The organism is Candidatus Arsenophonus triatominarum (genome assembly GCF_001640365.1).
In the GTDB taxonomy this organism is placed as follows: Bacteria; Pseudomonadota; Gammaproteobacteria; order Enterobacterales; family Enterobacteriaceae; genus Arsenophonus; species Arsenophonus triatominarum.
Genome location: NZ_LWMI01000009.1, coordinates 32,360 through 53,758, shown reverse-complemented (window position 1 = coordinate 53,758; position 21,399 = coordinate 32,360). Strand labels below are relative to the sequence as shown.

Here is a 21,399-nt window from a genome sequence, read left to right as displayed (position 1 = left end):
TAGCAAAATTATCGCGCTTAAATAGGAGTTAAGAATGATCCGGTTATCTCGTCTTTATATCCATCCAGTTAAATCAATGAAAGGCATTCGTTTGTCACAAGCTTATGCAGAAAATAGTGGCCTGGTTTTCGATCGCTATTTTATGGTTACCGATAATCAAGGTGGGTTTATTACTGCGCGGCAATATCCACAAATGCTGTTATTTAAGCCAATAATGCTTGAAAATGGTATTCAAATACAGGCACCTGATAATCAAACAGCAACTATTTTATATAAAGACTTTATTAACCATCCCTTACCAACTGAAGTGTGGGGAAATCATTTTACCGCATTTGCCGCACCAGCAAAGATTAATCGATGGTTGTCACAATATTTTAATTCTGCCGTTCAATTAAGGTGGTTAGGTAAAATACCCAGCCGCCGAATAAAAAAATTCCCAACCATCCCTCTCTCATTTGCTGATGGCTATTCTTATCTTCTTATTAATCAGGCATCATTTAAAGCGCTTCAAAAACAATGCCCATCTGATATCAAGTTAGAACAATTTAGAGGCAATTTGATCATAACCGGTGCCGAGGCTTTTGCTGAAGATAGCTGGCATACAATACAAATCGGTGAGGTTGTTTTCGAGCTTGTTAAACCTTGTAGCCGCTGCATTTTGACAACAGTAAATATTGATGATGGCTCACAGCACCCGACTAGAGAACCGTTAACAACACTACAAAGTTTCCGCACTGATGAGCGTGGAGAAATTGATTTTGGCCAAAATGCCATCGCCAAAAATAGCGGTCTGATCCGCGTTGGCGATACAGTGAAAATTTTAACTAAAAAACAACCTAAGCAATATAAAACGGTAAAAACAACTAAGCCTCAGATAATTAATCCAGAAAAAGAAACCGCATTATTAATCAATGTTAATGGCACAGAATATTTAGCCAATAACAAAATTGTTATCTTGGAACAATTGGAAAAGCATGACTTAAAAATTCCCTATTCTTGCCGAGCGGGCATTTGTGGTTGTTGTAAAATGAAACTAATAGCAGGTGAAGTGATCCCATTGACAAAAACAGCAATCAAAGAAGATAGCGTGATCCTGAGTTGTAGTTGCATTCCCAAAACAAATATTAAATTACTATTAAGCTAATTCTTATCCATCATTCGTCATCAATGAATGATGGATATTACTGTTGGTTTAAAGATGCTTCACAATTTAGTTATTATATAAACTTTGAATATTGATTAATTCAGGTTATTTTTTATGAAACAGCTCTTTCATATATTAAACTACTGGCTGGTGGTTGATAAATCATTAAGCGATTATTCATAATCTTAATCGGGTCACAAAATCTCATTACCCGATCTTTCAAAACTAATCTAGGCTCAATTAATAAACATAAGCTGGCATATTTTCCTGCTTCTGCCACTAAAAACAATGCTTTCTGTCCACTATCTTCAATATGAACCTGAACAACATCCCCCAACACCAAATCATCATGGCAATTTACTGGCAAAAAATACCAGCTTCTAGGCATCTGCGGCTTTAAAAAACGAAAAGCAACTAATGCATTTAAAATTAATTCCGCACTATGCTCATCAGAAAGTGATAATTTTTGCAGCTGTTCTTCAATACAATGGTATAACCCCGCATCATCAATATTAAAAGTCATTTCTCCATAAGCAGATGCCACCAACATTTTTGCTGGAAAACATGAACGAAATAACATTCCATTAGCAAAATCTAACATCATCCTTTCATGTTCATCATCGTAATACCAGCGCCACTGATTATTGGGTTTTATTTTCATTTATCACCCCTCAATCTGATCACACTATTTACAAGCTTAAAATCCATACTAAATTAAAATTAAGATAAAAAGTACTTCTATAAAATAAATAATAGAAAAAATTTCGAGTTTTTACGTAAAGACATTCAAAGAAAATCCTGAATTTAATAAATTATCAGATTACAAAATAAATATTAATGATATAAAAAAGCAGTCAATTTTTTATGATCCTAAATTAAGATTAAATATAATTAACAATATTTTTAATTAATTTAGGGCCGTGATAAATAAATCCAGAATAAACTTGTAACAATGATGCCCCTGCTGCCAATTTTTCTCTTGCTGCAACCAAAGAATCAATTCCACCAGCAGCAATGATTGGCAACTGTCCTTTTAATTCTTTGGTCAATAACTGGACAATTTCAGTGCTTTTCAATTGCACAGGTCGGCCGCTCAATCCACCAGCTTCTTCTGAATACCTTAATCCTTTCACTAAATTCCGATCCAAAGTTGTATTTGTGGCCACAACTCCATCAATCTGGTGGCGAATTAAGCTATCGCTAATTTGGATAATCTCTTTTTCAGTTAAATCAGGCGCAATTTTTACCACCACAGGAACATACTTTTGGTATTGTTGTGCTAATAAGTGTTGTTTATTTTTAATTGACTGTAATAAATCATCCAATGCTTCACCATATTGTAACAATCTTAAATCTGGCGTATTAGGTGAAGAAATATTGACAGTAATATAACCTGCATATGAATAAATTTTTTCCATGCAAATTAAATAATCGTCTTTACCCTGTTCAATCGGTGTATCTTTATTTTTGCCAATGTTAATACCAATAATACCGTCGTACTGCGCTTTTTTAACATTCTCAACCAAGTTATCAACACCTAAATTATTAAATCCCATGCGGTTAATAAGCCCTTCAGCTTCAACCAGGCGAAACAGCCGAGGTTTTTCATTACCAGGTTGTGGGAGAGGTGTGACCGTCCCTATTTCTACGAAACCAAATCCCATCGCGCCAAAAGCATCAATACATTCACCATCTCTATCAAGACCGGCCGCTAATCCCAATGGATTATTAAATGTCAATCCCATACAAGTCGTTGGCTTAAAATTGACCGACTGCCGGATCAAAAACCTAAGCGGCGAATGCATGATATATTTAAGCTGCCGGAAGGTAATTTCATGAGCTTGCTCTGGATTTAAACGAAATAGCGCCTTTCGGATAAGGGGATAAAACATTAGCTGTACCTTTTTTTGATAGATAATGTAAATTATTTAGTCGTAGAAACCATTTGCCGTTTTTTATTCTATAAAAACAGTCTATTGCTAAATTTATCAGCAAATCTCAATGGTATGTACAGATGATCATGATAATTTAAATATGCCTAATATGACACTGCTTTTTATCATTTAAGTTTTAAATAATAGGTAAAAGCAAACTGACACGAGTTTCGCACCAATAAAAAAACGCTCTATTTTTAAGTTTAATTCAGCATAATATATAAATAGACAAAATCTTATAAATTAAAAGCAACTTATTGTAATTTATACAAATTTATACGTTTTAGTAACTTGCAAATTAACCATTGCTTTTAAGCCATTTCTGGAATTTTATATGCCTGTGCGAAACTCGTGACTGATAGATATCCCCCCAGATAATCTTATAAAAGAAGGGATATCTTATTTAAGTAATCGTTTTTATGAAGGAAAACGCTGGTAACCTAGTGAAAAATAAAATGCTATTGGTTTTTCAACGCCTTAGTAATTTTTTCAAATAGATCAGCGGAAAGATTATCTAACTGTTTTAACTGTGTTAACGCCTGATACATCAGATTTTGACGTGTTTCATCATAGCGTCTTAGACGAATCAATGGCTCGATCAAACGAGAAGCAACCTGCGGATTGCTGCTATTTAAAATAATTAACATTTCCACTAAAAACTGATAGCCAGTACCATCCTCAGCATGAAACGCTATCGGATTCTGTGCAACAAAAGTTCCAATCAGGGCAAGTACTCGATTAGGATTCTCCATACTAAATGTCGGATGAGTAAATAAAGTACGTACTGTTGGCAAAACATTTTTAGCTGGACTGGTAGCTTGCAGCATAAACCATTTATCTATTATCAAACCATCATGACGCCAACGCAGTTCAAACTCTGCCATCAGCTGTTGACAACTCGGTAATTGGGCCGCCACCGCAGCACTCAAGGCCGCCATCGTGTCAGTCATATTATTAGCCCGATAATATTGCTCGGTTACATACTTATCCGCTTGTTGCTTATCATGGCTAAAAGCCAGATAAAATAAGCATTTATTTCGCAAAGAACGTTTGGCAATATCCCCATGATCGATTCGATACTCGGTCATTTTATTGGCATGATAAACGGCAACAAATTCAGCCGCCATTTCAGTGGCAAATTTTCGGATAATAAAGTTAATAACATTATGGATAGCTATCGGATCGATAATAGCAAACCACTCAGCAACTTCATTTTCTGAAGGCAAAGTAAATAGTTGCGCTTTTAAAGCCGGATCACAGGCTTCATCAAGTAAAACAGATTTGAATGCGTCAATAATATGCTGCGGTAATATTAAATCTTCCCGCTGCTGTTGGCGTACTACATTCTCTTTAATATAAATTGATAATAGTGATTGCGCAGCATCCCAACGAGCAAAATAATTACTGGCATATTGCATCATTAATGCTAATTGCTCATCAGTGTATGAATAATCCAATTTCACCGGCGCGGAAAACTCACGCAATAATGAAGGTATTGGCAACGAATTAACCTGATCAAAAACAAAAGTTTGCTCGGCCTTAACCACATTAAGCACGGAATGCACAGCACGACCATTATGCTGTAATGGAATTACATTACCTTGCGTATCATACAGCTCAATATCTAGCGGTATATGTAATGGTAATTTTTCTGCTTGATCTGCCGTTGGTGCTGTGATTTGACTAATATGCAATAAATATTGCTGTTTTTCCGCTAAATATTCATCTCTGACCGTCATTAAAGGTGTACCCGATTGGCTATACCAACGACGAAAGAGAGTCAAATCAATATCAGAGGCATCTTGCATAGCTTGCACGAAATCATCACAGGTTGCGGCACTACCATCATGGCGGGCGGTATAGAGTTTCATACCCGCCTGAAACTGTTCTTCGCCTAATAGCGTGTGCAACATCCGAATAACTTCCGCTCCTTTTTCATAAACGGTCAAAGTGTAGAAGTTATTAATTTCTATCACTTTTTCCGGACGAATAGGATGCGCCATCGGACTGGCATCTTCTGCAAATTGATGCGCACGCATCAGCCTGACATTTTCAATCCGATTTACCGAACGAGAACCCAAATCAGAACTAAACTCTTGATCGCGAAAAACGGTTAATCCTTCCTTCAGGCTTAATTGAAACCAATCACGGCAAGTAATACGATTACCCGTCCAATTATGAAAATATTCATGGCCAATCACCGCTTCAATATTCAGATAATCCTTATCCGTTGCCGTTTCTGTTTTGGCCAACACATATTTGGCATTGAAAATATTGAGTCCTTTATTTTCCATCGCCCCCATATTAAAGAAATCAACGGCCACTATCATATAGATATCTAAATCATATTCGTAACCAAAACGTGTCTCATCCCAACGCATGGCATTTTTCAAAGAGACCATTGCCCAGTCAGCCCGATCAAGGTTACCCTTATCGACAAAAAGTGCTAACGTTACATTACGGCCACTTTGGCTAACATAATTATCATAAAGAGCATCAAAATCACCTGCTACCAGGGCGAAAAGATAACTTGGCTTAGGGAAAGGATCTTGCCATTTTACCCAATGACGGCCATCGTTTGTTTCTCCTTTGTCAATCTGATTACCATTGGATAGCAAATAAGGATAGCGCGATTTATCGGCGGTAATACAAGTTGTAAAACGTGCTAATACATCTGGCCTATCTAAATAATAGGTAATATGACGGAAACCTTCTGCCTCACACTGAGTGCAAAGAACATCAGCTGACACATAAAGCCCTTCTAATGCAGTATTTTTTAGCGGATTTATTTCATTAACTACCTTAAGAACAAAAGTATCTGGCACTGAATCAATAATTAGTTTTCCTGCCTCTTCACGATAGTCTGTCCACGATTTATTATCAATATGAATAGTGTGCAAAATCAGGTTCTCACCATCGAGTATCAACACATTAGCCTGTGAATTTAATCGTTTTACTCGGCTAATGGCAGTAACAATGGTGGTTGCAGGATCAAGCATAAAATCCAATTCAATATCGGTAATGGTGTAATCAGGCGCCTGGTAATCCTGACGATATTTCTCTTGTCGCTGTTGCGTCATAGTAAATTTTTACCTGTATCAATTATTGTTATGTTTCAATGTGGTCAATTATTTGGCAATAATGATATCTTATAAACCTCTTTCTTTTGATCATAAATCATACCTATGATTAATATTCAATTCGTTTGGTCTTTTATTAACATGTTATTTATTGCTGCAAAAAACTCTGCCGATATAAAAATAATTTGATAATATCAAATAGATGATTAGAATTTTTTATAACTATGCCAGAAATATATATGGAACGACCTTCACTCTTACTAGCATCAACAGGTATACTCTGGCATATTTTATCTTTAAGTCGAGAGTAATGCTTCCGCGAGGATAGCTAACGCATTATGAATTTAGATGCACCACCTATCATTACATCACTGCTAGATACTGATGCTTATAAACTGCATATGCAACATGCCGTCTTTCATCACTATAACCAAGTATCGGTTGTGGCAGAATTTCGTTGCCGTAGTGATGAACGACTTGGTAACTATGCTCAGGCTGTACGCCAACAAATAAATTTAATGGCAAATATTGCATTAACGCCAACTGAATACCGCTATCTGCGTGGACTGCCTTTTTTTAAAGCTGATTATCTCGATTGGTTAAAGAATTTTCGCTTCAATCCCACGCAGGTTAATGTTTATACCACGCAAGAAAATCAGTTAGCGCTAAGAATTAGTGGTCCATGGCGTGAAGTTATTCTTTGGGAAGTACCTCTATTAGCCTTAATCAGCGAACTGGTTCACTGCGATCGCTCTCCCAATGTAACAACCGAAGATGCCATTGAACAGTTACATAAATTGATTAAGCATTTTTATCAAGACGCAAAAACACAAAATATTGATTTAGCTAATTTCAAATTAATGGATTTTGGTACTCGCCGACGTTTTTCTCATGCGGTGCAATACGCTATTATCAATGAACTCAAAAACCATTTCCCTTATTTTACTGGTACAAGTAATTATAAATTGGCCCAACAACTCCAGCTTAAACCTGTTGGCACCCAAGCCCATGAGTGGTTTCAAGCTCACCAGCAAATTAGTGCTGATCTCGCTAATAGCCAGCGCGTGGCGCTGCAAAGTTGGCTGGATGAGTATCCCAATCAATTAGGCATTGCACTAACAGACTGTATTACGATGGATGCTTTCCTGCGCGACTTCGATATCACCTTTGCCTATCGTTATCAAGGATTACGGCATGACTCGGGTGATCCGTTAGAATGGGGTGAAAAAGCGATTAGTCATTATAAAAAACTGGCTATCGATCCGATGAGTAAAACGCTGGTTTTTTCAGATAACCTTGACCTACAAAAAGCATTGATCCTTTATAAACATTTTTATAAACGTATCAATCTTATTTTTGGTATTGGAACCCGTTTGACCTGCAATATTCCTAAGGTTAAACCGCTTAATATTGTGATTAAATTAGTTGAATGTAATGGTAAATCCGTCGCTAAGTTGTCCGATAGCCCAGGAAAAACCATCTGTGATGATGATGAATTTATCGTTCGCTTAAAGGAAGCCTTTGATATCCCAAGTACAACGGAGCGAATTGATAACAAACCTAACTGACTATTGATGGCAAGTTATTTTATTGATTGTTGCACCAGGATAAATTAAATTCTTCTTACAAAGACCTTTTCATCTGGTTATTCCCATTTTAAACTTGCTATTTTTACTTGTTTCTTACGCGAGGATAAGTAACACACGAGTTTCGCACAGGCATATAAAATTCCAGAAATGGCTTAAAAGCAATGGCTAATTTGCAAGTTACTAAAACGTATAAATTTGTTTAAATTACAATAAGTTGCTTTTGATTTATAAGATTTTTTCTATTTATATATTATGCTGAATTAAACTTAAAAATAGAGCGTTTTTTTATTGGTGCGAAACTCGTGTAACATAAGGCCTTCCCCAATCGGGACCAACTTTAAACAACTAAATATCAAAAGAGAGTATTTTATGAACATAGCGCCTGTAGTCGAAGTACTACAAGGCCGTGTGGCGGTAGGCGAAGAAGTAACCGTTCGTGGCTGGGTACGTACAAGGAGAGATTCAAAAGCCGGTTTCTCGTTCCTCGCCGTCTATGACGGTTCTTGCTTTAATCCATTACAGGCTATTGTAAATAATGAACTAGATAATTATGAAACCGAAGTTTTACATCTGACCACCGGTTGCTCGGTTGAAGTAACAGGGATCGTGAAGTCATCAAAAGGTCAAGGGCAAAATTTTGAATTATCTGCCACTCAGGTTGTTGTTGTCGGTATGGTGGAAAATCCTGATAGTTATCCAATGGCTGCCAAGCGTCATAGTGTCGAATATTTACGTGAAGTGGCACATCTGCGTCCACGCACCAATCTTATCGGCGCCGTTGCCCGTGTTCGCAATATGCTAGCCCAAGCTATTCATCGTTTCTTTCATGAAGAAAGCTATCTTTGGGTCTCAACCCCCATTATCACCGCCTCCGATACCGAAGGTGCCGGTGAAATGTTCCGCGTCTCAACATTAGATTTACAAAATATTCCGCGTACAGAAAAAGGGGATATTAATTTTGATAAAGACTTTTTTGGTCGTGAAGCATTTCTAACCGTATCCGGTCAGCTAAATGGCGAAGCTTATGCCTGTGCATTAAGCAAAATTTATACCTTTGGCCCAACGTTTCGCGCAGAAAACTCTAACACCAGCCGCCATTTGGCTGAATTCTGGATGGTTGAACCTGAAGTCGCTTTTGCCAACTTGGACGATATCGCCAGCCTGGCCGAGAAAATGTTAAAATATGTCTTCAAAGCGGTTTTGCAAGAACGCCATGATGACTTAACCTTCTTTGCCGAGCGTATCGATAAAGACGTTATCAACCGGTTGGAAAAATTTGTTGCTTCGGATTTTGCTCAAATTGACTATAGCAATGCTATTAAAGTGCTGGAGCAGTCGGGTCAATCCTTCGAAAATCCAGTGGCTTGGGGTATCGATCTCTCTTCTGAGCATGAACGTTATTTAGCTGAACAACACTTCAAAGCACCCGTGGTGGTCAAAAATTACCCAAAAGATATCAAAGCTTTTTATATGCGTCTGAATGATGACAATAAAACTGTTGCTGCCATGGATGTATTAGCGCCAGGTATTGGCGAAATTATTGGTGGCTCTCAGCGTGAAGAGCGATTGAATAAATTGGATGTCCGTATGGAAGAAATGGGACTTAACCAACAAGATTACAGCTGGTATCGCGATCTGCGCCGTTATGGTACCGTGCCCCACGCCGGATTTGGACTCGGATTTGAACGCCTGGTCGCTTATGTCACTGGCGTACAAAATATTCGTGAAACCATTCCATTTCCACGTACTCCACGTAACGCAAGCTTTTAAATATTTAATCTTAAAAAACGAATAAATATTATAATGATAACTGGCCAGTACATCGCTGGCCTTTTTATTTTTTAATTATGATAAATAGCAAAAAGTTCCCCTTTGTTTATATTTTGAAATATACTATTTCTTTTTATTACAAATATTGTATTTTTGTATCATTTTCAGGGTAGATAAAAATATTTACCAATGGAACACTGGACGCAGAAACGAGGCGACACTAAACTCTTAAAGATAGTTCCCAATGGTTGGGAATTTATTTTTGGCAGTGGCAGGTGTCCGAATAACACCAATGAGGGTAATAATAATGATGAAGCGCAATATTCTTGCAATAGTTATCCCTGCGTTGTTAGCTGGTACAGCAAACGCAGCTGAAATCTATAACAAAGACGGCAACAAGCTGGATACATACGGTAAAGTTGACGTTCGTCACTTATTTGGCAAAAGCAGTGGTGGCGATGATTCGCGTGCTCATCTTGGTATAAAAGGTGATACTCAAATCTCTGATCAGCTAACAGGCTTTGGTCGTTTCGAATGGCAAGCTAAAACCAACAGAAGTGAAGCTGAGAACGAAAATACAAACCGTCTGGCTTATGCCGGTTTGAAAATTGCTGGCTTTAGTTTCGACTATGGTCGCAACTATGGCGTTCTGTATGATGTCAACGCTTGGACTGACGTTCTGCCTCTTTATGGTGCAGACTCTATGTCTCAGACTGACAGCTACTTGACTGGCCGTAACCGTAACCTGTTAACTTACCGTAGTACTGATTTCTTTGGTCTGGTCGATGGTTTGAACTTCGCTCTACAGTATCAAGGCAAAAATACTTCGAGTAATAAATCAGGCAGCTCAGATTACCTGAAAAATAACGGTGATGGCTTCGGTCTAGCTGCTAACTACGATATCGGCTGGGGCGTTGCATTGGGTGCCGGTTATGCCAAATCTAATCGTGGCATGACTGATGCGCAAAAAACTGCAAGCGGCGCTGATGGTAATAGTGCCGAAGGCTGGAACGCGGGTGTCAAATATGATGCCAACAATCTGTATCTGGCAGCCATGTACGGCGAAACCCGTAATATGACTCAGTTTGGTAGAAAATTCAGTGATACCAACGACATGAGACAAATCGCTAACAAAACTGAAAACTTTGAATTGGTTGGTCAGTATCTGTTTGACGAAATCGGTCTGAAACCATCTATTGCTTATGTACAGTCCAAAGGCAAAGATTTAACCGATCCTGCCTACTGGCAGAAGCAAGATTTAGTGAAATACGTTTCTCTAGGCGCTTTCTACTATTTCAACAAAAACCTGACCGCAGTTGTTGATTACAAAATTAACCTAATCGATGGCAGCAATGGCTTTGCTGATAAATATGGTATTGGCAGAGACAACCTGGCTGGTTTGGGCTTAGTTTACCAGTTCTAATTATCGCTTAGCGGTGATTTAACAGTAAAAGTGAAAACGTAAATTCAAAAAACAGCGCTCTAGCGCTGTTTTTTTATTAATATCACAAGTTTGCCTTATTTTTATCGCAGAGTGTTGGCAAATCATTTTCATCGCGTTAACCTGAGATCCCTCGATTACCAAATTACACTTGAGTTATTGGAATTATAAATATGTTGGAAAATATTATTGCTGCTCCTGCGGATCCTATTTTAGGCTTAGCAGAGAGTTTTAATGCTGATCCGCGTAAACAAAAAATCAATTTAGGTATTGGTGTTTACAAGGATGAGGCAGGGAAAACCCCCATTCTTACTTCCGTCAAAAAAGCAGAAAAATATCTGTTAGACAACGAAGTGACTAAAAATTATCTTGCTATTAGCGGGATAGCCGAATTCGCCACCGTTACTCAAACATTACTGTTTGGCAACAACCATCCAATAATTGCCGAAAATCGTGCTCGCACTTCACAGACGCCAGGCGGCACCGGTGCATTGCGTATTGCTGCTGAATTTATTGCTAAACAAACCTCTGCCCAACGCGTCTGGATCAGCCAACCAACTTGGCCAAATTACCAGAATGTATTAAAAGCGGCTAGCCTGACGTGCTGTCATTACAATTACTATGATGCTGAAAAGCATAATCTGGATTTTGCTGGCATGTTAAGTAGCTTAGAAGATGCAAAACCAGGTGATGTATTATTGTTACATGGTTGCTGTCATAACCCGACCGGTATCGACCCAACACCAGAACAATGGGAAATTCTATCTACTCTGGCAGCTGAAAAAAACTTATTACCGGTTTTTGATTTTGCCTACCAAGGTTTTGCTAAAGGCCTGGACGAAGATGCGCAAGGTTTACGTATTTTTACCAACAAAAACCCTGAAATCATTATTGCCAGTTCCTACTCGAAAAATTTTGGCTTATATAATGAACGAGTCGGTGCCTGTACAATTATTGCCAATAATAGTGATCAAGCAGAGCGAGCATTTAGTCAAATAAAATCGATTATCCGAGCAAACTATTCTAATCCCCCAGCCCACGGTGCAGCCATTGTTACCACGATTTTATCCGATGAATTACTAAAGAAAGAGTGGATCGAAGAGCTTACAACCATGCGGCAGCGCATCCAACGTATGCGACAGCTATTTGTGAATACATTACAAGAAAAAGGAGCTAAGCAAGATTTTAGTTTTATTAGTAAACAAAACGGTATGTTCTCTTTTAGTGGTCTTAATGAAGAACAAGTAACTCAGCTACGTGAAAAACATGCTATCTATGCAATTAGTTCAGGTCGTATTAACGTCGCTGGCTTAACGTTAGAGAATATGGTTCCTTTATGCAAAGCTATCATTGACGTATTATAAAGAAACACACTGTTAATTCAGATAGTTACCGATTAGGCCAATACCCTAATCGGTTTTTATTATTAAAAGCCTAACGGCGAAATTGTTGTAGCTGAATAAAACTAGTCTTGTAAGAAGGGATTAAATTGCCGTTCAGCCCCCAAATTAGACATTAGCCCATGGCCAGGAATAAATTGATAATCATCACCAAGGGGCAAAATTTTTGTTTTAATTGAGTGGATTAATGTTGCATGATCACCTTTAGGGAAATCTGTGCGGCCAACGCCACCCTGGAAAAGTACATCTCCCATAGAAATTAGCTTATCTGCATGATTAACAAAGATAATATGTCCAGGAGTATGGCCTGGGCAATGTAGAACAGCCAGTTTGATGTCAGCAAAAGTAATTTCATCACCCTCTTGCAAGTAGCGATCTGGTGTAAAGTCTGAAGATTGTGCCACACCAAACATTTGGCTTTGAATTGCCAATCCCTTGATCAAAAACTCATCTTCTTTTTGCGGACCACAAATTGGCACCGAGAAATGCGCTACTAGCTCAGCACAGCCACCAACATGATCAAAATGACCATGGGTTAATAAGATATACTGTAAATTTAATGAACGCTTTGTAATTTCTGTAATTAATTTTGCTACTTCACCACCCGGATCAACAATAACGGCATCCAAGCTCTTTTCATCCCAAATTAGCGTACAATTCTGCTTAAAATCGGTTACAGGAATGATATCAAATTTCATATAGTAGTAAAGTCCATTATTTAAATAAAAATTTATTTAATATCTAATAGATTACCATTTTCTGACCGGTCCTGTATCAATATGGACAAAATTACTATTAGGATAATAACCTACTCCGCCTGCTCGCATTTTTAATGCTGCTTTGCGAATATGGTTAAGTTCGACCCCTTGGATATGAAAATCCATTGCTCGGCCATGGGTAATGATAGCTGTTTTTAGCAACCCCACTGCTTTTACGTCGAAGTGCATTATTGGCTTCGACTGAGGAGCGATAGCCAGAAACTAGTTGAACAAGTTTATTGGTTCCCATTAGTACTTGCAACAAATAAATCTGATCAAATAATTTCGGATCAATGATTTTAATTTTATTATTACGATGATCACGGAATAAGTGATTCAAGCGGGTCAATTCAGCATTATTATAACGACGACCATCAAAAAACTCAGTCTTAAGAAACTCACCAGTATGAAAATTTTCAAAGCGAAGAATTTTGGGTCGCGGGGTTGTTAATGCCGCAAAGGCATGCCTAGGTAATAAGCTAAAACCCAATGTTATCGCTCCATAACCTAACCATTTTCGTCGATTTTGATCAATATTGTCCATAGCCACTTAACTCAAATAAAAATAAAAAACAACCAACATGTACAATAATTATACCGAATTTATTCCACTACTTTTACATAATTATGTAAAAAACATAAATGTAACTATATATAATATCACATTTAATACATGTTAATTATAATTAAATATAACATTATTATAATCTATTGTTGCAATAACCATATCAAATCGCTCAACATTTATACTTATCACGCACAAAATAACCACATTATCAGTCAAAATTTTGTTAACGCCTGGGTTTAGTCAGTTATTTTGCAAAAGGCATAATTTATCACTAATAACGATATTTATGCATCTATACTAAATAAGTCACGAGTTTCGCACTGGCATATAAAATTCCAGAAATGGTTTAAAAGCAATGGTTAATTTGCAAGTTACTAAAACGTATAAATTTGTTTAAATTACAATAAGTTGCTTTTAATTTATAAGATTTTGTCTATTTATATATTATGCTGAATTAAACTTAAAAATAGAGCGTTTTTTATTGGTGCGAAACTCGTGTTAAAATAAAATCCCATAAATTTTAGATTTAATACTTATTAAAAATTAAATTACCAACCTACTATTTAAAATATAATCTTCGATCACTTTATTTTCAATTGCAATACTTAATTTACTTTTAAAACATACCTGTAATAAAAAAACCGCTATCATGAAATAGCAGTTGTTAAAATATAAAAATAATTTTTTACTACTTGAAATTAAGTGACAGCAGAAGATATTTTTAACTGTTTATCTTCTTGTCCAAAACCTTTCAAACCAACGACATGAACATGCTCCTGTTGGCCAAATACCTTACGTACCAGCTTATAAATCGTCCCTTTTTCCGGACTGATATTTTCAGGCGCAGCAATAATTAATTGCATTTTTAATCGTTCACAAAGTTCAAATAGTGTTGCAATCGATTTAGCGTCCAATCGAGCCGCTTCATCCAGGAATAAAAACCTACAAGGTAAAATATCTTTACCTCGTAATCGTTGTGACTCTTCTTCCCAACTCTGTACCACCATCACTAAAATTGACATGCCTGTACCAATTGCTTCTCCCGTCGAAAGCGCGCCACTTTCTGCTTTGAGCCACCCCTCCGAACCACGATTAACTTCAACATCCAGTTCTAGATAATTACGATAATCGAGTAATTCTTCACCAATTGTTTGTGGCAGGCGCTGCCCAATATCTAGCTGAGGGTTTAAACGTTGATAAAGCTTTGCCATCGCTTCAGAGAATGTCAGACTTTTATTTTTAAACAGATCCTGATGATGTTCGTGCTCTTCTGATAACACATCAAGTAGTGATTCATGGCTTTGTCGAATATTAACATTAAGCCGAACCCCTTTTACCTGTCCAAAAGCAACGGACTGTAGCCCTTGGTTAAGCAGGCGGATGCGATTTTGCTCACGATGGATCGTTTTACGGATAATATTTGCCACACTCTTAGCACTAATGGCCAATTTTTGTTCACGGGCCGTCAGTTCTTCTGTCAAACGCGCTAATTCAATTTCCATTTGTTCAATGGCATCAACCGGATCATCAGTACAAATAATGTCTTGTCGAATACGTTCACGTAAATGTTGATAAACCGCAATAAAGAACGCTACTTTACGCTCTGGTCGTTTAAGATCTTCAGAGGCACGTAATACATCCCGTAAATGTTCATTATCCGCTACCGCTTGTCTAAGCGCACCTAGCGCTTTATCTGACATCGAACGTAAACTATCGCCATCCATATAAGCTAATTCACGCCGATGTAAACGACGCTCGACACCGTTTTCTCTGACCATATGCATTACAGCACACCAACCAGATTTACCAGATGCAACCTGCTCGCGGAGTTGGTAATAATCCCGCTCTAATTTACGTAATTTTTTCTGCCAATTGTCCATTTCAGCTTCACAAAATGCGATCTGTTTTTCCAATTGGTTAATGCGCGAGCGATTAGCATTTACAGCTTCATAAAGTTGGTCTCGGCGTTCGCGTGCCCGTTTTTCAGCATTACTATCTGCTTGAACGCCAATCGCTTTTATTTCAGCCTCTAATTCTCTTAGCATATCCTGCTTAGTTTCATAAGAGCTACGCAGTGAAGCTAATAGTTGATTAAATTGCGCCGTTTTAGTTTGTTGTTGCCTTAGCTGTTCACGTGCCTGACTACGCTCTTTTTCAGCCTGTTCCAGACACTTGCGGAGTTTTTTATTTAAATCGGTATTTTCTGACAGCATCTCCGTCGAGTCGTTATAACTAAAATGAGCGCGACGTTGAGCAACTTCAATTAAAGCAAAAGATTGCTGTTTAGATTGTTGCTGTAACTGTTTGACTTGTTCATATTCATGACGTAATTGCTCATGCTGTTCAGGATCACTTTGTAGGACGTTAGCTATTGGCTCTAATTTTGCTAACGATTTTGCATGCTTATGCAAAAAGTGCCCCGCTTCTTCTGCCTCTGACAATGCTTCACGGATTTCTTCAATCCGAGAGACTAGCGTTTCATCCATTAGCAAATTAACTTTTGGCAACAATCGGTTTAAACTCGACAAACGTTCTTTGGTCGCAGTATGTTGCTGTTTTTGTTGTTGTGTTTGTGCTTCAAATTGAGCTAATTGGCGCTCAAACTCATTTTTACGTTGATTTAAAGAACGAATTTCAGCCTCTGGATCGGCGTCAAAAACCACCGCCAGATGTTTACCAATAAAACCACTAAATGCATGATGAGAGCGTTGTAATTTCTGCATATCAAATGAGAGAGTCGCATAGAGCTCAGCTAAGGTATCTCTCTCTTGGCTCAACATCTCCAGCTGATTTTCACGCGCCGCCCGACCAAATAGGGGAACTTCAGGGTAACGAGAAAAACGCCATTGACGCTCTGACGATCGCACTAATACTGCCTGGTCAAATTCTTCTGCATTAAACACGCTATCATCAAAAGATTGCGGATCGCCTTCAATAAAATAGACATCATCAGGACATTCGGCTATCAATTCACCAAGCTGTGAGTGAATTTTTGCCAGCTCAGGAATAACAATACCATGTCTTGCTGGACCATAGAGCGCTGAAAAATAAGGCGCATCATCGATAGTAATGTCATCATAAATTTCAGATAACAAAACACCACCAAGCCGTTCAGCTAAGCCAAGTAAGCGGTTATCGTCAGCGCCGCTCGGTTGACTAAGATGAGCTATCTGTTGCTCTAATTCACGCTTTTGACTGGCAACTTCATCACGTTCAACGGTGATTTCACGTTCTTGTTCCAACAATTGCTGTAGATGCTCGGTAATTTCATGACTATGGCTAAAACTATCATTAGCCTGAACAGTTAATTGATTAAGTGCATCTTGTGCCGCCAGCCAAATAGGTGCTTTTTTGGTTAGGGTTTGAATTTTTTGTTTGATCTGCTCAAGCTCTTGACGCATTAACATGCGATGCTCACTACTTTCACTAACAGAAATACTCAGTTCCTCTTGCTGAGCTTCTAATTCTTCCAGTAGTGTCGTTAACTCATCTGGCTGATATTGCTGTCCAGAATATTGACAAAATTCGGCTAAAATGCGTTGTGCATCTTGCTGACTATTAAGTTTTTGCTCCAGTTCAGCTAATTGCATTTGTAGCGGTTTAATGCGTTGGGCAAAATGTTGCTGTGAAGCCCAGTCGCGCAATAATTCACGTGCTTTTTGATAAGCCTTATCCCGTTTTACCTCACCGCCGATATCTTTAACTAAGCTATAAGCTTGGTCAAATTGGTTAGTCGCCGCATCAATAACACTGATTTTCTGCTCCAGAGCAAGTAATTTTTCGGTATTCTGTTGCTCTTTTTGCTCAAAACTAGTTAAAAATTGCTCAACATTATCTGGCGTTAGTCTAGGCAATTGGCAAATTTTCTTTGCCCGTTCCAGCGCTTGCTGGGCTTTTTGATATTGGATTGCACGCGTTTGCTGAACATCTAACGCTTGCTGATAATCAGCCAGTTGACTTTTTATCTCATCAACTTCTAATTCAGCCGCCTCAACTTTGGCTTCAAGCTCACTTTGTTGCTCTAATGCTTGCTCAACAACTTCACTCTGCTCTTCTAGACGATAAGTTATCTCTTCAATGTCGGTCTGATAGCGATCAATTTTTTCCTGCTGACGTACCGCGGCTTGCACTAACCCCAGATGGTCACTTGCTGCCTGAAAATCAGCTTCTAAATCTAATGAAGAACCATTTTGTTTATCCAGTTCACGTACCATTTCAACATGACGGGTCCGGGCAGCTATCAGTTGTTTACGGCCGTCAAATAATTCCGCTCGAACAACAAGTGCACTATCTAGATGAACCCTGCGTTCATTAGCATGCCGCATATAATCAGCTGAAACGTAATCTGTTGCTTCATTGATTAAACGTCTAAATAAGTCACGATCAGATTGAGTGACGCGGATCGCTTCAAGAGTTAACCTATTTTCACGCAAAGCCGCTTCCATATCCTGAAAGGCTTTTCGAACACCACTATTTTCAGGCAACAGATAATCACGTAATGAACGCGTAATGGCGCTGGAAATTCCACCGTATAAAGAAGCTTCAATTAAGCGATAAAATTTGCTCCTGTCACTCGATGATCTCAATCGTTTTGGAATAATACCCAGCTCAAATAGCTGGGCGTGGTAATCAGTGATTGAATTAAATTGTTTAAACTGTACACCTTCAATCGCATCCATTTGATCTTTTAAATCATTTAAACCAATTACCCGCGCTTGACGTTCTTCTACTTGCTCAGTCAAGATATGAGTCGGTAAAATTGCCGTTGGTAACCTTTCGATTATGAAAGGTTTTATATCAACTTTTTTATCACGTCCCGCAATTTGTTGTAAGCGAACACCCACTAAAATACGCTGATGGCGAGAATTAATGACGTCCAAAATCGAATAACAAACCCCTGGGCGTAATTTTCCATGCAGCCCTTTATCACTCGATGCCGAGGTTGCACCCGCTTCGGTGGTGTTACGAAAATGCAACAAGGTTAAATCAGGGATCATAGCGGTAATAAATGCCGCCATGGTGGTCGATTTACCGGCACCATTGCCACCAGATAACGTCGTTACTAACTCATCCAAATCAAACGTTCTGGCAAAAAAGCCGTTCCAGTTGATGAGCGTGAGTGAGCGAAACTTGCCTCGTTCTAACATAGCTATTCATCCTCCGCTTCATCTTTGTCATTATCATTATTTTCGTTATCTGTTAATGATAAGTTATCTTTTAACGACATAGCTTCACCATCACGGATCATCCGTAATTGGGCTAGCTGTGGATCATCGCCGCTACGCACATCAGCACCAAAACGAAAGACAGATTCGGTGATCATAAAACGGTGACTGTCATTTTGTAAAAAATGAACCATCCCTAATCGACGTAGGCGATTAAGCGAAGTGCGGAGCTTTTCTTGTAATTTTTGTTTATCCAAATCCGTCCCTATCGAGCGCTGATTGACAAACTTCAGTAGTTTACTTTCATCCGCTAGTGACAATAGTTCTTCAAACAGTTCCTGCGCAGTAAAAATACCCTGATTCGAAAGTCTTTCCGGGCTTAAATAAAGATAACAAAGAATTTTGCCAACCATCATATCTAATTCAGATAAAACTGAGCGAGGAATTAATGTGGTCGAACGTGGCCGTAAATAGAAAAAACCTTCCGGCGCACGGATCAGCTCAACATTATAGCGAGCATAAAAAGCCGTTAATTCCTGTTCAAAATCCATCAAAAAGGCATGATTATCCAGATCATCAATGCCAATATGACGCCCGGCTCGAAGCTGGCTATCCAATTCAGGGAAAAGGGAGCTGACTAAAGCTTGTGCCAATTTTACTGGCATAAATTGTTCAATATTTGTCGATGACATGTGCCTGTACCTTGGCTCCGTAATCATTAATCGCTAACCATTCAGGATGGATACCTGAGAAATCCGCTTCTGCTATACCTAACTTAACTGCCTGATCGACAATAATACGCGCAACATCAAAATGTCGTTTCTGTGGATATTTAGTCAAGTAGTCACGTAATATTAAACCAATATCCAATGGATGCTGATCTTTCTTATAACCAGCCAATGCCTGCTCCATTATCTCAATCAGTTGTTCATTAATCTCATTAAATTCTTCATATTCCAGTTCAGCTGGCAACTCACCCGTCACTTCTTCATTACTCAATACCAGATCTTCATCACGCACATCAAACAATCGTTCGGCATTGGCTACCGTTAATGCCCAAGGATCGGTAAAATAATTTTGCATCGAGAGACGCAGGCGTTGCGAAAATATTCTATTTTTATCCATATCGATGGCAGTACGAATAAATTTGTGCACATGGCGATCATAGCCAATCCAGAGATCGATAGATTGTTGCCCCCAGCTAATAATTCGATCAAGCTTACTTTGTAGATCAAATACTAGCTTATCAACCAATTCTGAACCACCTCCATTCATATTGGCCTCTTGGATACGTAACAAATTAGTCTGTAATTTATCACCGGCCGCTTCTAGCGTGTCTTGTAATTCACGTAATGTGCCTGAAGTTTCCGTTAAAAGTTGTTCACAATTGGCAATCGCTGCCTGCCAATCCTGACTGAGTAATGCGGAGATGTCTTCCTTTACACTATTTTGCTGTTCATCCATCACACGCTGTGACATATCAATACTGTCAAAAATTTCTGCCACCGAATATTTTAATGGTGCAAAGACATGGCGATGCCAATAAAATTCATCTCCCCCTTCTTCTGCAGCATCCGCTGCTCGACTTAATTCACCAGCTACTATCGAAAGTTGCGTAGATAAACGTAGGGAAGAAAATTCCCGCTGGCGAATATAATAATCACTGATGCCTATACCAAGTGGCGTTAAACGGTAAATTGCATTACCTTCAATGATTTCACTTGAAAAACGATTAAATAATTTTTGCCTTACCATATCATTAATGGCATTATTAGCTCTAGCAGTAACCGTTTCTGCGGTCTGCTCGAATCCTTTATTGACTTCACGAAAAGCATCAATTAATTCACCTTCACTCATTTCGCCATCAAGCCGCTCACTATTAAGAACAGCTACAGCCAATAAAAAGGCCAGACGCTCAGCAGGTAATGAGATTGAAAAATCATTTTTCCGCGACCAGGATACCAATTCAGGAACAGTCTGGGAAAATTCACCCATAATTCACCCTTTCACATAGACTTGCATGCCATAACATGAATATAGCGCCCCAGATCAATATAGGGTTGTTGTCGACAATAACGCTGCTCCAAAGCAAGCACATTCAATAACTGCATGAAACAACACTAAATCAACTGCTCCCATTTCTGTTAAATATTGCGTAATATTTTGAACGGAAGAGTGAATAAATTGCATATTATGGCTTACTTTTTTTTCTTTAGCCAATAATTTGGCGCGTTCAAGCATTGTTGCTGAAATGTCACAAACAATGACTTGATGCCCCATCGCAGCCAGCTTGCTTGCAAAAAAACCTTCTCCCCCACCCGCGTCTAATATCTTTAGCGGCTTATTGGGTAATAAATCAAGCAAAGAGTTAAGATCCTGCCAAATAACAGCTTCGCGTATTTTTCCCTTGGTTGTACCATAAATATTTTCTGTAAACTTATCTGCAATATCATCAAAATTGCGATCTACCATGAAAAAATACCCCGATAACCACTATTATAAAACTTAATCGCCATTGACGATAAAAATATCTATTCAACCTACATATTG

The 21,399-nt window shown here is 38.5% G+C and carries 12 protein-coding genes and 2 pseudogenes; 5 read left to right on the top strand and 9 right to left on the bottom strand.

The window, feature by feature from the left end:
* Nucleotides 1–34: 34 nt before the first annotated feature.
* Nucleotides 35–1,144: a YcbX family protein gene (locus AYJ55_RS07735; RefSeq protein ID WP_063655364.1), complete on the top strand. Its 1,110-nt coding sequence runs from the start codon at nt 35–37 to the stop codon at nt 1,142–1,144.
* Nucleotides 1,145–1,256: 112 nt separating this feature from the next.
* Here the strand turns inward: AYJ55_RS07735 and AYJ55_RS07730 are convergent, their stop codons facing one another.
* The 3 genes from AYJ55_RS07730 to pepN all read right to left on the bottom strand — a co-directional run bounded on the left by AYJ55_RS07730 (nt 1,257) and on the right by pepN (nt 6,158).
* Nucleotides 1,257–1,805: a cell division protein ZapC gene (locus tag AYJ55_RS07730; protein ID WP_063655362.1), complete on the bottom strand. Its 549-nt coding sequence runs from the start codon at nt 1,803–1,805 to the stop codon at nt 1,257–1,259.
* Between the two features lie 220 nt (nt 1,806–2,025).
* A complete protein-coding gene (gene pyrD / locus AYJ55_RS07725; RefSeq protein ID WP_063655360.1) occupies nt 2,026–3,036 on the bottom strand; it encodes a quinone-dependent dihydroorotate dehydrogenase in 1,011 nt (336 codons plus the stop codon).
* Between the two features lie 500 nt (nt 3,037–3,536).
* A complete protein-coding gene (gene pepN, locus AYJ55_RS07720) occupies nt 3,537–6,158 on the bottom strand; it encodes an aminopeptidase N (RefSeq protein WP_063655357.1) in 2,622 nt (873 codons plus the stop codon).
* Nucleotides 6,159–6,496: 338 nt separating this feature from the next.
* Here pepN and pncB point away from each other — a divergent pair, with 338 nt between their 5' ends.
* From pncB to AYJ55_RS07700, 4 genes are all read left to right on the top strand, one after another.
* A complete protein-coding gene (pncB, locus tag AYJ55_RS07715; RefSeq protein ID WP_063655354.1) occupies nt 6,497–7,726 on the top strand; it encodes a nicotinate phosphoribosyltransferase in 1,230 nt (409 codons plus the stop codon).
* 390 nt (nt 7,727–8,116) lie between these two features.
* Entirely contained in the window at nt 8,117–9,517 is a 1,401-nt protein-coding gene (gene asnS / locus AYJ55_RS07710) for an asparagine--tRNA ligase (RefSeq protein WP_063655345.1), read from the top strand.
* Between the two features lie 310 nt (nt 9,518–9,827).
* Entirely contained in the window at nt 9,828–10,940 is a 1,113-nt protein-coding gene (locus AYJ55_RS07705; RefSeq protein ID WP_162505403.1) for a porin, read from the top strand.
* 191 nt (nt 10,941–11,131) lie between these two features.
* Entirely contained in the window at nt 11,132–12,322 is a 1,191-nt protein-coding gene (locus AYJ55_RS07700) for an amino acid aminotransferase (protein WP_063655338.1), read from the top strand.
* 101 nt (nt 12,323–12,423) lie between these two features.
* Here the strand turns inward: AYJ55_RS07700 and AYJ55_RS07695 are convergent, their stop codons facing one another.
* From AYJ55_RS07695 to AYJ55_RS07670, 6 genes and pseudogenes are all read right to left on the bottom strand, one after another.
* On the bottom strand, nt 12,424–13,056 hold the full coding sequence (locus tag AYJ55_RS07695) for an MBL fold metallo-hydrolase (protein WP_063655336.1): 633 nt from the start codon (nt 13,054–13,056) through the stop codon (nt 12,424–12,426).
* A 51-nt stretch (nt 13,057–13,107) separates the two neighbouring features.
* Nucleotides 13,108–13,660, bottom strand: a pseudogene (gene mepK / locus AYJ55_RS07690) (peptidoglycan L,D-endopeptidase MepK).
* Between the two features lie 722 nt (nt 13,661–14,382).
* Nucleotides 14,383–18,831 carry a chromosome partition protein MukB gene (gene mukB, locus AYJ55_RS07685; RefSeq protein WP_063655334.1) on the bottom strand — a complete coding sequence of 1,483 codons (4,449 nt, stop codon included), beginning with the start codon at nt 18,829–18,831 and terminating at the stop codon, nt 14,383–14,385.
* Between the two features lie 2 nt (nt 18,832–18,833).
* Nucleotides 18,834–19,541 (bottom strand): chromosome partition protein MukE, encoded by a 708-nt coding sequence (gene mukE, locus AYJ55_RS07680; RefSeq protein ID WP_063655332.1) that lies wholly within the window; start codon nt 19,539–19,541, stop codon nt 18,834–18,836.
* Nucleotides 19,522–20,844, bottom strand: a complete 1,323-nt coding sequence (gene mukF, locus AYJ55_RS07675; RefSeq protein WP_063655329.1) for a chromosome partition protein MukF — start codon at nt 20,842–20,844, stop codon at nt 19,522–19,524. Before mukF ends, mukE begins: the two co-directional genes overlap by 20 nt.
* A 102-nt stretch (nt 20,845–20,946) precedes the next feature.
* A pseudogene (locus AYJ55_RS07670) lies at nt 20,947–21,321 on the bottom strand (methyltransferase domain-containing protein); the annotation flags it as partial.
* Between the last annotated feature and the right edge of the window lie 78 nt (nt 21,322–21,399).